Consider the following 12,992-nt stretch of genomic DNA (forward strand, 5'->3'; position numbering starts at 1 on the left):
CGCGCATACAGGAGCTTAGAATTCTCCGGAATGAAACGCGCTTCGCCGCAAAAGACGGCGACAGCCGTTTCACGTTGTTTATTTCACGTAAGGGCGAGCTTTCTCGATCGCTTCGTCCTCGGTCGGCGCGGTAATGTACCGGCCGTTGATGAAGATGAACGCCCGTTTCGCGCACGGACCGCAATAGGACTTGCAGCCAACGAGAATCTCGGCGCTCGGATCGAGCTTCTGAAGCTTGGGCAGCATCTTCTTCACGGAAATATGCTTGCATTTGTCGCAAATTCGTATATCGTTCGGCATGATCCGTTCTCCCCGCTCTAGTCGACGGCCAACTGCTTAGTGGTCGCCGTGGTTGCCTTTAGTCGGGTTCGTAACGGCAAAGCCTTCTTCCGGCGAATAGAAATAGTCGACGCGAACGCCGTCCAAGAAATCGTTGTCCTTCTCGAGCAGCACCTTGATGCCGCTGTCCGTGTCGACCAGCACGTCTTTATCGGATTGGTCGTCGATGCCAAGCCCGTAGTGGGCATGGTCGCCATGGGAATGCGTCACATAGACGCGAAGGAATTTACCTTCGTGTTCGGGCTTGTCCAATTCGGCCTGCAGCACTTTGGCCGCGTTGCGCGAAATTTTGCACTTCATGAACTCTTCATCTCCTTCATCGTACCATCTCTCCTATTGTAAAGAAACCGGACGCGCAGTTCAACCTTCAGCGCAAAATCCGGCCGTATTTCCGTTCCATCCAACGTCCAACGGGTATACAACTCGGCGGCAATCATGGTCACCGCGATATCATCAACGGGAAGCAGCGGCAGCGCATCGGGCACCACCCAGTAGATCAGCACCGGAACGACATAAAGCAGCTTGTCCAGCAGCTTCACCTCTTTCGCGGCAAGCAGCCGGTAAATACGGACAAACACATGCCGCCAATGGCGGAGCGAAAGCAATTTACGCATGGCATGCGGCCTCCTTTCGCCGTCATTATAACATAGGGCCGTCAAGGCCGCATGCCATCTTGCCTTCCAACTCCCCCCAGCGCCCTCTCGGACGTTTATTGCCCGGCCAGAAAACGGATGGCGCGCACGAGCAGCGGCATTAATTCATCATACACATCCTCAAAGCAATCCAAGGCGAGCGGGTTGACGCCGCTGCCCAGTTCGATCGTAAAACCGGGCTTGCGATACTCGTAAATGAACCAGTCCTTGTAGCCGGCATCGCTGCCGGACAGCTTGACGGGCTTATATCCGCTGGCTTGACCGAATGCTCGGGCCAGACCTTCGCTCTCCGGCGGCTCGTAGCCTCGATAATTCCAGTAAATCTCCTGCCCTTTCGTATGCAGCGCGATCGCCATATCGAATCGCTCGGCTGCCGTCAAGTCGACGAGCGCCCTCGCCTCCGGCTCGCTGAGCGGCGCCGGCCCCGGATAGTCCCGCCTGCCCGGCCCGTCGGCCGCACGGCGCTTCACTTCCTCTTCCCAGAAGGCGGGGAACTGATCGTTCAAATCGACGCCGCGGGCGTTCGCCTTCCAGCGGCGAAAGCGACGAGATCCGTGGTTCCACTGCAGCAGCTCATGATACAGCGGGTGATCCGGCTGCAAGCCTTCCTGCGCCAGCTTGGCGCCGTCGGGGTTCACGAGCGGCACCGCCCAGAGCGTCACCTCGCCGAGCGCTTGCCGTACGTCAAGGCCAGCCAGCTGCCCACCGCGGGCGCCGGCCGCGGCCAGTTCTTCGACGAATCGCATGAGCAGCGGCGTCGTAATCCATTCGTTGGCGTGCATGGCGGCGTTAATGTGCAGCTTGCGGGCGCCATCGCCAATACGAAGCGCATAGAGCGGGAGCCCGAGGACGCTTGCGCCGATCGTCTGCACGTGCAGAAACGGATAGCTCTTCTCTAGCGCGGCCAGATCTCGCTCCAGCTCGGACGGTCCATACTCCGCGCCGGCGTTGACGACCGACAAGCGGTCGCCTTCTTCCGATTCGGGAAGCGTCACCAATTGGCCCGGGACAAGCCGCTTCGGATCCAAGCGGGGATTCGCCGCCAGCAGCGACTGGACCGAGAGCGAGAACCGCTCGGCCACGCCGAGCACCGTATCGCCCGGCTGCACGCAATAGCAGGACGCGTTCTGTTCCGGAATAAACACGATCAGCCCCGGCGCGATCGAAGCCGCGGGGGACAATCTCGGATTGGCCGCCAGCAGCGCGGCGGCATGAATATGGAATCTCCGGGCGATGCGAAGCAGCGTGTCGCCCGGCTGTACGACATAAGGCAGCATGCGCAAAACCTCCTCTGGACAAGCTGTGCGTCTATACACGTCTCCTGTCACATGCTATGCAAGGTAGTCGGCCTGCATGCCAGCGCGGCGTATGCTTTCCCTTGCGTGCCGCCTCCGACATTACGCCTGTTGCGCACGGCAAAGAAGTCTCGCGCGCATCCGCGAGGCGCTGCTCGCGGCGTTCGAGACTTCTTTCTTTTCATTCGATTATGTTCCGTTGATCACGTCATCCCGATTCGCGGCACCTGCCAGATGACCGGGCTCAATGCGATTTGTTCGCCGAGCCATTGGAGCGCGATCTGTTTGAACAGACGCGAGTCGCCGCTGCAGCAAAATTGATGGATCGGCTGTTCTACGTTCCGGGCCAATTTGTTCTGGTCGTGCAAAATCGTGCTAATCTCGCGGGCCGTCTCGTCCGCAGAACTGATGAGCGCCACCTGCTGACCGGTCACCTCCGAGATCGTCTCCGCCAGAAACGGGTAGTGCGTGCAGCCAAGAATCAACGTATCGAACGGGTAGGGCCGAAGTCCAGAGAGCCCTTGCTCCACCGTCGCTTGCGTCTCGGGAGAACGGAAGTTGCCCATCTCGACGAGCGGGACAAACGCCGGACAAGCCAAGCTAACGACCCGGACATGAGGCGAAAGCTGCTTGAGCGCCAGCTCATAGGCGCCGCTGCGGATCGTCCCTTCCGTGCCGATGACGCCGATCATGCCATTCTGCGTTCTTCCCAAAGCCGCGCGTGCGCCCGGGTGAATCACGCCTACGACGGGTACGTTTACGCGCGAGCGTATATCTTCCAGCGCAACGGCGGTGGCCGTATTACACGCGATCACGATCATTTTCGGCTGATATTGGATCAAGTAGTCGACGATCTCGCGCGTAAACCGCATCACCTCTTCGGCCGGGCGAGGCCCGTACGGCGCCCTGGCCGTGTCGCCGAAATAGAGCACCTTCTCCATCGGCAGCTGGCGCAGCACTTCCTTGACCACGGTAAGCCCGCCGACGCCGGAGTCCAATATTGCGATCGGTTGTTGCACAAACACACCGCTTTCTTCTACGTTTTGTCTGTATAAGCTCAATATCAGCTTCAATAGAATATGAACGGAACGCGAAAAACGTACCTTCCGATGGCCTCAGCTTGCGCGGACAAGGCTTCTATAACGACAAGAGCCGGGCTCCGCTAGGGAACCCGGCTTGCGTGCGCACCCCGGCGAAGAACCGGGAGACGAGCATTGTCGTTCGATTATTGCGCGGCCGGCAGGACAACCAGCTTCCAAGCCGTGCCGATCGGCGGCAGGCTTCTCGTCATCATCGGGCCGTAGAACGCGATGACCCGCGCGCCTTGAACCAATTGTTCGGAAGTCGCTTTCTCGCCGGCAGCGGTAACGAGCTGCGTATTCTCGTTCAGCAACAGCTTAATCTCGGTTTGGGATCCGGCGCTGAGCGCTTCGCCATGAATCCGAACGCTAATTTTGCCGTCTGCGGCCTTCGTTACCTCTTCAATCGTGCCTGCGGTGCCGAGCGTCTCGATCGCCGCGGACGGCTTCTTGACGATCAGCTCATACAGCGGCGTCTGCGGCGGCAGGCTCATCGTTTGCGCCAGCGAATGCACCGCTTCTACCTCGTAACCTAGCTGTACGTCCGTCCACTCAAGCGTGAGGCCATCCTCAGTTTTGACGACCGTATCCTTGCCTACGTTGAGCACGAGTCCTTCCGTGCCCGTGCCGTTGATCCGCACGCTGCCTGCGCCGTCTTTCACGTTGACGCCAGTAACGAAGCCATCCGTCACCATCGTTTTCTTCTCGGCGAGCGACACTTCCACGGTGCCGCCGACGCGCGCCACATCCGCTTGAAGCACCTGCGCCGCGAACGAATCCGGTACGAAAATCTTGCCGTTCTTCTGCTCCGGCGCGGCGCCCAGCTTGATGAGCATGCGTGCGAACGAATATTGATCCGCGCCCGGTTTCACGCTTGTCCACTGCGCGCCTTTCGTCAGTTCAGCCGATTGCGTCTTGCCGTTCCACGTCACGCTATAGCCAAGCGATGCCGCCATATCGCGCAGCGGAATCATGACATCCTTGCCGTTCTTATTCAAATAGCCGGCGCTGCTCACGACCGATCCGTTCACAGCCAGCGTATAGACGCCGTTATCCGGCGCGCTGATTGGCGCGCTTATGGGCATTACCGTCAAGTTCTCCTCCGCAGATGCCAGGCCGCTTGCGCCCGTTACCATCAAAGCTGTCGTCAATGCCGCAAGTCCGAGTTTCTTCGTTGTTTTCATCATTTCTACCTCCTGGTGTAATAGCTGGTGTGTTGGTTCTTCCTTCTAGACGGAGCGGCATCCAAGAATGTTGCACCGTACAGCTTTTTTTTCGCCAGACGATCCTCCGTATCGCCAGAGGGCTTAACTCCTATATAATAGAGCTAACTTATCCGTATCATCACGCGCAAGGAGCTTGCTCACGACCATGGACCACTATCACTTCTCAATCGGCGTCAACCCGCTGCAGCCGCGCGGCGAGCTGTTCGTGTTGTTCAGCGGCCACGGCCGCCCGGTTCCCGGCCATTCGATCGGACCGGCCGTGCATCATTACTATCTCGTGCATACCGTTACGTCCGGACGCGGCGTCTTCCGCATGGACGGCCGGGTCTATGAGCTGGAGACCGGCGATACGTTCGTCATTTTCCCGGATACGCTGTTCTCGTACGCGGCCGACCGCGCCGAGCCATGGACCTACCGCTGGGTCGCGTTCAAAGGGGAAGGCGCCGCGGACGCTATGGCGGCACTGGGGATCGCCATCGATCATCCCGTGATCAAGCTGTCTTCGCTGACGCGGGCGCTCCGATTGTACAAGGCGATGCAGCGGACCTTCGAGCGAACGCCGTCGGCCGATTTGGCCGATCTAGAAGCATCGGGCCTATTGCGCTTGTTGTTCAAATTGTTCGGCGATGCCAACCGGAACCGGCTGCGTACGCCGGATCAAGGGCTCGGCACGGATATCGAGCGCCAAATCAAACGCGCGATTCGCTGGCTCTCGCTGCAATACGCCGAATCCGTCTCGATCGACGATCTCTCCCGCACGCTCGGCTACCATCGCACGCATCTATCCAAGATGTTCAAGCAGACGACCGGCCTGTCGCCCAAACAGTTTCTGCAGCAGGTCCGCATGGAGCGCGCTCGCGAATTGTTGGACGGTCCGCACGAGCTGCAGATCGATCAGATCGCCGCCTCGGTCGGGTACAGCGACCCGCTCTATTTCTCCAGATTGTTCCATAAATTCGCAGGTTGCTCGCCTACTGCCTACCGGCTTGGCCAACGCGGGAATTCGCAAGAGGAAGACCATGCAAGCCGTCCTCCGTTCCAGGAGCCGCACGAGGACGCTTGACATCGGCGCTTACGGCCAAACAGACCATGTCATCGTCGACATGGCCTGCCCGGTCTTATGCGTTTATTGATGCACCGGCGTCGTTAGCCGATCGTCGTCAACTCTTCCTCTTCTTCCTTCGCTACCGCCACTTCTTCATTCACTTCAAGCCGCTCGGGACGATCTTCGCCGCGTTTCCAGCTGCGCACGGAATCGATAACATTGCTTGTCGTCTCTTTCGCTTTATCCGCGATAGCCGACGCGCCGCTGCCGACTTGTTTCGCGAGGCGCGTCGTCGATTCGCCGACTTGGCCGGCGATGCGAGCCGTCTGCTCCCCGACTTGCTGGGCGCCGTCCGCGATATCCTGGCGAAGTTCCTTGCCCGACTTCGGCGCGAATAACAGCGCGGTTACCGAGCCTACGACGCCTCCTGCTAGCAAGCCGTACAGAAAACCTTTGTTCGCTTTGTTCTTTGCCATTTTGCCTCTCTCCTTCATCTTCATAAAGTGGCCGCTTCCGGTTTAGGTTCTTTGGTATCGTGCCCAAAATCGCCCGGGTAGCATGCAGAAGACCGTTCTTCGCTGCGTTTGGACTGCACGAACTGCCACGCCGCGTACCCGACTTCCGCCCAATCCAGCGCTTCCTTGATTTGATGCTTATACTTGCCGCCGCCGCGTTCGACTTGCGAAGCGGCATGGTCGGTAAATACGCCCGTCAGTTTGCGCACAGCCGCGGCTGCCTGATCCGCCGAATCGCCAATGATGCGGGCGGCTTCGAACAATCGGGCCGCGCTGTCGATTTGCCGATGGACCGCTCGGATCGCCTCCGCCGCCGGGTCGGCGACACCGCCGGCCTTCACCGTGATTTCAGCTGCGCTGCGCTCGATCGCTTTGGCGGATTCCACCAGCCCTCCAAGCTTGCGGTCGGCTGACCGGAGCCACAGCAGAACGCCAGCTACCAGCACGACGAAGGCGATGGCGATGGTCGCCTGAAACCAAATCTGGATCATCGTCCGTTCCTCCTTATGCCCGGATATCGGGCGAATGCCCAATTCATAATGACAGTATAAGCAGCATGGGCTCGTCTTGACACAAACGCCGAATGAAAAATGGCGCCGCCCTTCTTGTTCCCTCCCCCTTCCCCCTCCGCATGTTGCTCCCTCCTCCCACCTCCTCCGCCGAGGAGGCTCCAAAGGGCTTTGCCCTCTGGACTCCCCGTTCCTGCAGGTGTGCTTGTTCGCGGTCGGCGATGGGGCCTGAGCGCGGCACGCTTTTGTCCTAACGGACAAAGCTCCAGTGGGATTTAAAGTCAGTCCTAAGACATCAGCGTGCGTATGCCTGTCAACTATGGGCCATGGGTGGCTTCAGCGGACGTTTTTCCTAACTTAACAACATTGCCCTACCCGAGGGGAACCGTGGGCTTCCTCCCGCTGCCTAAACGACAAAAAAACCGAATCGCGGCTGCCCGCAATTCGGCTTCTAATCGGACTCCCGCGTCATTCGCGCGATCCGGTATGTGCATTTCATTCCGCCCTTGGCCAAGCATTCGGTCCGCTCCACGTCCGCAGCCAGCAGCTCGCGGAAGAGCGCCAGCTCGCATTGACATGCCTGTTCGTAGCGTGCCGCCACCTGCGCGATCGGACAGTTGTATTCATGGAGGATAAGCTCGTCTCCGCCGCTTTCCATGCTGACCATATAACCGCCATCGTTCTGGATGTCCGCCAGCTCCCGCACGCGAGCTGCGAGGTCCTTGCCGCCCATCCGCCCGGCGTGGCGTTCCAACAATTTGCGTTTGCGTCCCTCGAACATGCGGGCGATCAAGCCTTCCGCATCCGGGTCGCCTTCCAGCTCTTCAAGCAAATCGAGCGCAAGCGAGCTATAGGTCTTCGGAAACACATGCTCGGCTTCCTCCGTCAAGCTGTACCGCAGCGTCGGGCGCCCCACGGACTGCCGGACTAGCGTCGGGCGAATAAGACCGTCCCGCTCCAGCGCGCTCAAGTGCCTGCGTACGCCCATCTCCGTAATATTCAGCTCCCGGGCAAGGTCGCCCGCGTTCATATGCGCTCTCGTCTTCAGGAGCATCAGAATGGTCTGCCGCGTTCCGCCCTCTTGACGAAACGGGGTCTTCAAGGGCAGCGCATCGCCGAATGGTTCCATGTCTCATCACCGCCTTTACGCCTAGAAATCGTCTGTTGATAGCGACATTGTATCCTATTTTGGCTTTTCCGTAAATCTCGGCCGTCACTCGGCCCGCAAAATAAAACGGTCGCCCGTAAACCGGACAACCGTTCGATAAACTGAATTACAATCCTAATTCCTGCAGTAAATACGCTTCCACGCTTCGTTTGAACTGGTCCAGCACGTCAGGCAGCGCAGACGTAAGCGGATGCAGTTCACCGGCCGGCCAGGCGAAATAATCCTGTACGAGCGGCTTGCGAAGCTTGACGAGCTCCATTACCGTCTCCTTGATCGCGCTAGGGAAGACGCCTTCCTCCGCAATGATATCGATAATGTCTTCGTAACTGCTCGCATCGCGCATAATGAAGCCGTCGATCACATAACTGCCGACGTCCGTCACGATTTCGATCGCCAAATGAAGCGCCCGTTCCTGGGCCAAGCCTTGAAGCAGCTCCCCTCGCCACTGTTCGGTCAGCGCGCGCATCGCCCCCGCCACATCCGGTATGACGGCCAGACGAACCGATATCTGTTCCTGATTCACGTAATACATGGCGGCTAGCTCTCGAAATCGACGCTGGCGGACGCTTCGCGCACCTGCGCCATATGTTCGATGACTTTCTGATGAACCGGATGGATCTGGTAGGCGCCGAGCGCCTCCAAGGAATCGAATTTCGTGAATAGAGCAATATCGTAAGAGCGTTCCGAATGTACGACATCGACGCCGACTTCAATATGCTTCAGCACGTCGATCTTGCCCTCCATATCCTTCAATACCTGCACGGTCTGCGCGATCGCTTCCGGGCTGCGGTCCTTAAGCTTGAATAATACAATGTGCGTGATCATGCGATTGATCGCTCCTTGTCCAAATGAAATCATAGCGACTGCTGGTTGCGGCCGCCGAATGAGTTAATGTCTCGCGTCGCATAATAAGCCAAGCTGACGTAGTAATCGGCAATCTTATCGCTAAGGGGATGACAGGGTGCGTTACCGGATTACCATTATCGCCACGCTGATTGGCGTCGCCTTGTGCCTGTTCAACTACACCGGTTATGACCCGCATAACATGGTGTTCTTTATGTTTAGCATACCGGGCTGGTTCGCGGATATGTTCAAGGATATCCACGAAATCAACGTATTCACGATGTACGCGCTGACGATCGTCAGCTGGGCGATCCTGGGTTTCATCTGCGATTGGATGATCGCGCGCGGCAGACGACGCAAACGCTCTTACTAAACGATTTTAAAAAAAGGAGCCGATCAGGGCTCCTTTTCCTTGTTCCATGCTATAACTATTCGACGACGAGAACGGATTTCATGTCGGCATGGCCCGTACCACACATAATGGAGCAGTGCATTTCGAATGTACCCGCTTGATCCACCGTGATTTCCTGTTCCATCTTGTCGCCTTGAAGATCGACGCCCAGGTCAGGAATCGCAACGCCGTGAATACCGCTTTTGTTAACAAGCTTCAGGATGACTTTGTCGCCCTTCTTCACTTTGTATTCCGGCTGATCGAACGTGAAATCGGCATTGGCTTCAATCTTAACCATCACGGTACCTGGCGGCAAGGAAGCCGCTTCATCTACCGGCTTCTCCGGCAGTTGGGTCGCCATGAGGTAAATACCCAGTGCGGATGCAGCTGCGAAAATGACGAACATAATCCACTTATACATTACTGCTTGCTCCCCTTTAGCTGAAATGTCTACTCTTTATATTACATAAGATCGTCCGATTTTCTCAACATTAAACTCCGGATTCTACCAAAACTTTTTTTAGATTTTGACAAAACTTTGAACGTTGTGTGACGTCGTGTAGCATTTCAATAGACGTTCGGATTCGGCGCGCACATAACTCCAGCCGAGCGTAAACGAGTGCTCATAGCCCCGGCTAATGTATCGCGCGGTCATGCCGCCGGTCCCTTGCAGCTCCTCCACGATGCGGATGCCGTGCTCGCGAAAATCCTTGCGCAGCGCGGCAAGCTCCAGCAGCGTACGGTCCTGCAGCCCGCGCAGCATCGACTCGTACAGGCGCGGCAGCTTCGCCGGCGCGGCGCCGACGACCCGGATATCATGATTCAGTATGCGTACCGTGACGCCCAGCAGCACGTAACGTTTCACCAGCTCCAGCTCTCTTCCGATCTGTACGACTGGTCCCTTGCCGGTCTCTCGCGTCATGAACACCCCTCCAATAAGAACATTTGTTCTTATTATATCGAATGTACGTTCGCATTACAACCGAATTCAGGTGACCCGACCGGTCCAAATAATCCAAATAAACAAGGGCCCGATCTTCACGAGTGAAGGCGGCCCTTGACGATTATTTCTTATTCTTCAGCACTTCGATCAGTTCGCGCAGTTTCGGCGGCAGCGGGATGCCGAGCTCGCCGAAATTTTCGATAATGGAGATCATTTCGTTCGCTAAGTAGAAATAAATGGCCGCATTCATCGTCACGTATCCGGTGCCGAGCAGGACATCGATCCGGTGCGCCAACAGAATGACAAGAAACATGAGCCCTTTGCGCGTCAGCCCCCAGGAACCGATCTGGCTGTTCAACCCCGATTTGCGCTTGACCGCCGCGGCGACACCCGAAACAATATCGATCCCCATGGCGACCAGCAGCACGGTAAGCGACTCTTGCCACATGCCGAACACGAACGCCTCCACGGCGCCGAGTCCGGCCAGAATCGTACAGAACACCCACTGCATCTCGAACCCCCTCCCTTGCATGAACATGCTACATCCTATGCAAAGGGGGTCTCTCAGGTTGTCCACGGCTGTACCGGCGATGCGGAAAAACATCCATATTGGGCGATTGAACGCAAAGCCCGGAAGCTCCCGGGCGCGCGCCTCTCAAAATTACGACGTTATTCCGCCCGGAACCGGTACACCTTGCTGCCGAAATCGCCATGCGGATAAACGACTCGGATGCCCGCGTGCATGAGCTCGTCGCCGCCGGAAACAAGGCCGCTGCCCAGTTCCTTATATTCTGCGGACGGATCAAGCCCCTTGAGCTTCAGCCGGCTTAGCGGCGCGTTCGGCTGCGCCAGCACGGTCACATGCACGACGAGCGCTTCCTTGCGGTCTTCGGAGACGAACATCCATGCCGTTTCGTTGCCCTCGAACGGACTGAGCAGCCGGTAGAAGTCGCCGAACAGCGTAAGCTCGCGTACTTCTTTCACGAGCGCGATCTGCCGCTTCACTTCTTCTTTCTCCGCATCGGAGAACACGGTCAGATCCAGCTCGTAGCCGAAATTGCCGGACATGGCCACGTCGCCGCGCGTCGTCAGCGACGTCAATCGGCCGACCTGATGATTCGGAACGGCGGACACGTGCGCGCCCATCGAGCTGATCGGGTAGACAATGCTCGTGCCGTACTGGATCGACAGCCGGCTGATCGCGTCCGAATTGTCGCTGGTCCACGTCTGCGGCATGTAATACAGCATGCCCGGGTCGAACCGTCCGCCGCCGCCGGAGCAGCTCTCGAACAGAATGTCCGGATGCGCCGACGTAATCCGCTCCAGCACGTCGTAGAGCCCCAGCATATACCGGTGCGCCGTCTCGCGCTGACGCTCCGGCGGAAGCTGCGCCGAGCCGATCTCCGTCATGTTCCGGTTCATGTCCCATTTGACGTAGCGGATCGGCGCGCTGCCGAGGATTGCGCCGAGCGCGTCTACGAGGTAATCCTGCACGTCTTTGCGCGACATGTCCAAGATCAGCTGCGAACGGCCGGTCGATCGTCTGCGCCCTTCGACGTGCAGGCACCAGTCCGGATGCGCGCGGTACAGGTCGCTGTCCGGCGAGATCATCTCCGGCTCGAACCAGAGGCCGAACGACAAGCCCTGCCGATTGACGCGCTCCACCAGATCCGGCAGTCCGTTCGGCAGCTTCTTGCGGTCGACGACCCAATCGCCGAGCGAGGTCGAATCGTCGTCGCGATGGCCGAACCAGCCGTCGTCGAGCACGAACAGCTCGATGCCGAGCTCGCCGCCGGCTTTGGCGATCGCCTCGATCTTGTCCGCATTGAAATTGAAATAGGTCGCTTCCCAGTTGTTCACGAGTATCGGTCTGACCCGGTCGCGATGGGCGCCGCGGCAAAGGCGGGTCCGGTACAGCTTGTGATACTTGCGCGACATCGCGCCGAGCCCTTCGCCCGAATACACCATGACCGCTTCCGGCGTCTGGAACGATTCACCCGGCGCGAGCAGCCAGGAGAAATCGAACGGATTGATGCCGATGAAGGCGCGCGAGACGGCATAGGAGTCCACCTCTACACCGGCCGCGAAGCTGCCGCTATACACAAGATTGAAGCCGTAGACGTCGCCGTGATCCTCGTCCGCGCCTTGCGCAAGCAGCGCGAAGAACGGATTCTGGGCATGACTGCTTGATCCCCGGCGGCTCTCCACCGACTGCATGCCCGGCGCCAATGCGCGCTTGTGAATATGCCGCTCGCGGCTCCAATTGCCCGACAGCTGCAGGAATTCGAAGCGGTCGTGCGGCAGGTCGACGCTTGCGCTTAGCGCGCGGTTCAGCCGGATCGGCTCCTTGCCGGCGTTGGTAAGCCGAGCGGAGCGAATCAGGACGTCGAATCCTTCCATGACCGTGTAGCTGAGTTCGACGGTTAAGCCCGTCAGATCGTCCGCCAGCTCGAGTAGGAGCGTCGAGGCCTCGCTGTCCGATTCGGCGTATACGGCAGGCAGCCCTTCCAGCGCGGGCTTGCCTTCTACGATCCGGTAGGAGCGGTAGGTCAATTCCGCCGCGCTGCTCCCGTTCGCAAGACCGACCTCGTACGCCGGCGTACGAAAATCCGTCGTGCCGTAGCCGGGATATTCCAGCATGACCGTATTCAGCGAGAACGATTTGTCCGCCTCCACCGGATTCGGGTCGAAGGACGGCCGGCCGTTGCGTTCGTGAAGCAGGGCCGGATCGGCCTTGCGGATCTTGCGGCCCCAGTATAGGTGAACGGGATACCCATGTATAATTTGAAAGGCGTAACTCGTCGAGTCCGTTTGCAGATGAAACACCTGCTGCTCGTTATTTACCAGGATCGGCATCCTGTCATTCCTCCTTGTTTCTGCTCTGGCGCTGATTAGAACGCAAATCAGGTTCTAATTCCAGTATAGAGCCGGCTGCCGTCCGCTGAGTATGGACGCTTTTAGCCGGGACATGGAGAAATGTAGGATT

The 12,992-nt window shown here is 58.4% G+C and carries 17 protein-coding genes; 2 read left to right on the forward strand and 15 right to left on the reverse strand.

The genetic code is table 11. From position 1 onward, the window contains the following. Positions 1-78: 78 nt before the first annotated feature. The 6 genes from ACFSKT_RS19215 to ACFSKT_RS19240 form a co-directional block, all read right to left on the reverse strand. On the reverse strand, positions 79-300 hold the full coding sequence (locus ACFSKT_RS19215; protein ID WP_148930337.1) for a YuzB family protein: 222 nt from the start codon (positions 298-300) through the stop codon (positions 79-81). 36 nt (positions 301-336) lie between these two features. Beyond that, positions 337-639 carry an iron-sulfur cluster assembly accessory protein gene (locus ACFSKT_RS19220; protein ID WP_377718592.1) on the reverse strand — a complete coding sequence of 101 codons (303 nt, stop codon included), beginning with the start codon at positions 637-639 and terminating at the stop codon, positions 337-339. After that, a complete protein-coding gene (locus ACFSKT_RS19225) occupies positions 636-953 on the reverse strand; it encodes a hypothetical protein (RefSeq protein ID WP_377718591.1) in 318 nt (105 codons plus the stop codon). Before ACFSKT_RS19225 ends, ACFSKT_RS19220 begins: the two co-directional genes overlap by 4 nt. A 95-nt stretch (positions 954-1,048) precedes the next feature. Then, on the reverse strand, positions 1,049-2,269 hold the full coding sequence (locus ACFSKT_RS19230; RefSeq protein WP_377718590.1) for a M14 family zinc carboxypeptidase: 1,221 nt from the start codon (positions 2,267-2,269) through the stop codon (positions 1,049-1,051). A 221-nt stretch (positions 2,270-2,490) separates the two neighbouring features. Further along, on the reverse strand, positions 2,491-3,306 hold the full coding sequence (racE, locus tag ACFSKT_RS19235) for a glutamate racemase (protein ID WP_377718772.1): 816 nt from the start codon (positions 3,304-3,306) through the stop codon (positions 2,491-2,493). A gap of 206 nt (positions 3,307-3,512) precedes the next feature. Further along, entirely contained in the window at positions 3,513-4,553 is a 1,041-nt protein-coding gene (locus ACFSKT_RS19240) for a copper amine oxidase N-terminal domain-containing protein (protein ID WP_377718589.1), read from the reverse strand. 184 nt (positions 4,554-4,737) lie between these two features. On the opposite strand from ACFSKT_RS19240, the gene ACFSKT_RS19245 reads away from it, so the two are divergent. Then, positions 4,738-5,655, forward strand: a complete 918-nt coding sequence (locus tag ACFSKT_RS19245; protein WP_377718588.1) for an AraC family transcriptional regulator — start codon at positions 4,738-4,740, stop codon at positions 5,653-5,655. Between the two features lie 83 nt (positions 5,656-5,738). Here ACFSKT_RS19245 and ACFSKT_RS19250 read toward each other — a convergent pair whose 3' ends face one another. The 5 genes from ACFSKT_RS19250 to ACFSKT_RS19270 form a co-directional block, all read right to left on the reverse strand. Then, the gene (locus tag ACFSKT_RS19250; RefSeq protein WP_377718587.1) at positions 5,739-6,113 is read right to left on the reverse strand and encodes a YtxH domain-containing protein; all 375 of its coding nucleotides are present in this window, start codon (positions 6,111-6,113) and stop codon (positions 5,739-5,741) included. 20 nt (positions 6,114-6,133) lie between these two features. Then, complete coding sequence (locus ACFSKT_RS19255) at positions 6,134-6,643, reverse strand: DUF948 domain-containing protein (RefSeq protein ID WP_377718586.1); 510 nt, start codon at positions 6,641-6,643, stop codon at positions 6,134-6,136. Between the two features lie 469 nt (positions 6,644-7,112). Continuing rightward, complete coding sequence (locus tag ACFSKT_RS19260; RefSeq protein ID WP_377718585.1) at positions 7,113-7,790, reverse strand: helix-turn-helix transcriptional regulator; 678 nt, start codon at positions 7,788-7,790, stop codon at positions 7,113-7,115. A 145-nt stretch (positions 7,791-7,935) separates the two neighbouring features. After that, entirely contained in the window at positions 7,936-8,361 is a 426-nt protein-coding gene (locus ACFSKT_RS19265) for a DUF86 domain-containing protein (RefSeq protein ID WP_377718584.1), read from the reverse strand. A gap of 5 nt (positions 8,362-8,366) precedes the next feature. Further along, entirely contained in the window at positions 8,367-8,654 is a 288-nt protein-coding gene (locus tag ACFSKT_RS19270) for a Dabb family protein (RefSeq protein ID WP_377718583.1), read from the reverse strand. Positions 8,655-8,790: 136 nt separating this feature from the next. Between ACFSKT_RS19270 and ACFSKT_RS19275 the strand changes: the two genes are divergently transcribed. After that, entirely contained in the window at positions 8,791-9,045 is a 255-nt protein-coding gene (locus ACFSKT_RS19275) for a hypothetical protein (RefSeq protein WP_377718582.1), read from the forward strand. Between the two features lie 55 nt (positions 9,046-9,100). Here ACFSKT_RS19275 and ACFSKT_RS19280 read toward each other — a convergent pair whose 3' ends face one another. The 4 genes from ACFSKT_RS19280 to ACFSKT_RS19295 all read right to left on the reverse strand — a co-directional run bounded on the left by ACFSKT_RS19280 (position 9,101) and on the right by ACFSKT_RS19295 (position 12,862). Next, entirely contained in the window at positions 9,101-9,484 is a 384-nt protein-coding gene (locus tag ACFSKT_RS19280; protein ID WP_377718581.1) for a cupredoxin domain-containing protein, read from the reverse strand. Between the two features lie 99 nt (positions 9,485-9,583). Next, positions 9,584-9,985 carry a YhjD family protein gene (locus ACFSKT_RS19285; protein ID WP_377718580.1) on the reverse strand — a complete coding sequence of 134 codons (402 nt, stop codon included), beginning with the start codon at positions 9,983-9,985 and terminating at the stop codon, positions 9,584-9,586. Between the two features lie 142 nt (positions 9,986-10,127). Then, entirely contained in the window at positions 10,128-10,538 is a 411-nt protein-coding gene (locus tag ACFSKT_RS19290; RefSeq protein ID WP_377718579.1) for a phage holin family protein, read from the reverse strand. Between the two features lie 137 nt (positions 10,539-10,675). Beyond that, entirely contained in the window at positions 10,676-12,862 is a 2,187-nt protein-coding gene (locus tag ACFSKT_RS19295; protein ID WP_377718578.1) for an alpha-galactosidase, read from the reverse strand. Positions 12,863-12,992: the final 130 nt, after the last annotated feature.

The sequence above is a fragment of the Paenibacillus xanthanilyticus genome (genome assembly GCF_042682185.1).
GTDB classification, from domain to species: Bacteria; Bacillota; Bacilli; order Paenibacillales; family Paenibacillaceae; genus Paenibacillus_Z; species Paenibacillus_Z xanthanilyticus.

Excerpts from the sequence above, each read along its gene's own strand:
- ACFSKT_RS19215 (WP_148930337.1), bottom strand. The coding sequence starts at position 300 with ATGCCGAACGATATACGAATTTGCGACAAATGCAAGCATATTTCCGTG.
- ACFSKT_RS19220 (WP_377718592.1), bottom strand. The coding sequence starts at position 639 with ATGAAGTGCAAAATTTCGCGCAACGCGGCCAAAGTGCTGCAGGCCGAA.
- ACFSKT_RS19225 (WP_377718591.1), bottom strand. The coding sequence starts at position 953 with ATGCGTAAATTGCTTTCGCTCCGCCATTGGCGGCATGTGTTTGTCCGT.
- ACFSKT_RS19230 (WP_377718590.1), bottom strand. The coding sequence starts at position 2,269 with ATGCTGCCTTATGTCGTACAGCCGGGCGACACGCTGCTTCGCATCGCC.
- ACFSKT_RS19240 (WP_377718589.1), bottom strand. The coding sequence starts at position 4,553 with ATGATGAAAACAACGAAGAAACTCGGACTTGCGGCATTGACGACAGCT.
- ACFSKT_RS19245 (WP_377718588.1), top strand. The coding sequence starts at position 4,738 with ATGGACCACTATCACTTCTCAATCGGCGTCAACCCGCTGCAGCCGCGC.
- ACFSKT_RS19250 (WP_377718587.1), bottom strand. The coding sequence starts at position 6,113 with ATGGCAAAGAACAAAGCGAACAAAGGTTTTCTGTACGGCTTGCTAGCA.
- ACFSKT_RS19255 (WP_377718586.1), bottom strand. The coding sequence starts at position 6,643 with ATGATCCAGATTTGGTTTCAGGCGACCATCGCCATCGCCTTCGTCGTG.
- ACFSKT_RS19260 (WP_377718585.1), bottom strand. The coding sequence starts at position 7,790 with ATGGAACCATTCGGCGATGCGCTGCCCTTGAAGACCCCGTTTCGTCAA.
- ACFSKT_RS19265 (WP_377718584.1), bottom strand. The coding sequence starts at position 8,361 with ATGTATTACGTGAATCAGGAACAGATATCGGTTCGTCTGGCCGTCATA.
- ACFSKT_RS19270 (WP_377718583.1), bottom strand. The coding sequence starts at position 8,654 with ATGATCACGCACATTGTATTATTCAAGCTTAAGGACCGCAGCCCGGAA.
- ACFSKT_RS19280 (WP_377718581.1), bottom strand. The coding sequence starts at position 9,484 with ATGTATAAGTGGATTATGTTCGTCATTTTCGCAGCTGCATCCGCACTG.
- ACFSKT_RS19285 (WP_377718580.1), bottom strand. The coding sequence starts at position 9,985 with ATGACGCGAGAGACCGGCAAGGGACCAGTCGTACAGATCGGAAGAGAG.
- ACFSKT_RS19290 (WP_377718579.1), bottom strand. The coding sequence starts at position 10,538 with ATGCAAGGGAGGGGGTTCGAGATGCAGTGGGTGTTCTGTACGATTCTG.
- ACFSKT_RS19295 (WP_377718578.1), bottom strand. The coding sequence starts at position 12,862 with ATGCCGATCCTGGTAAATAACGAGCAGCAGGTGTTTCATCTGCAAACG.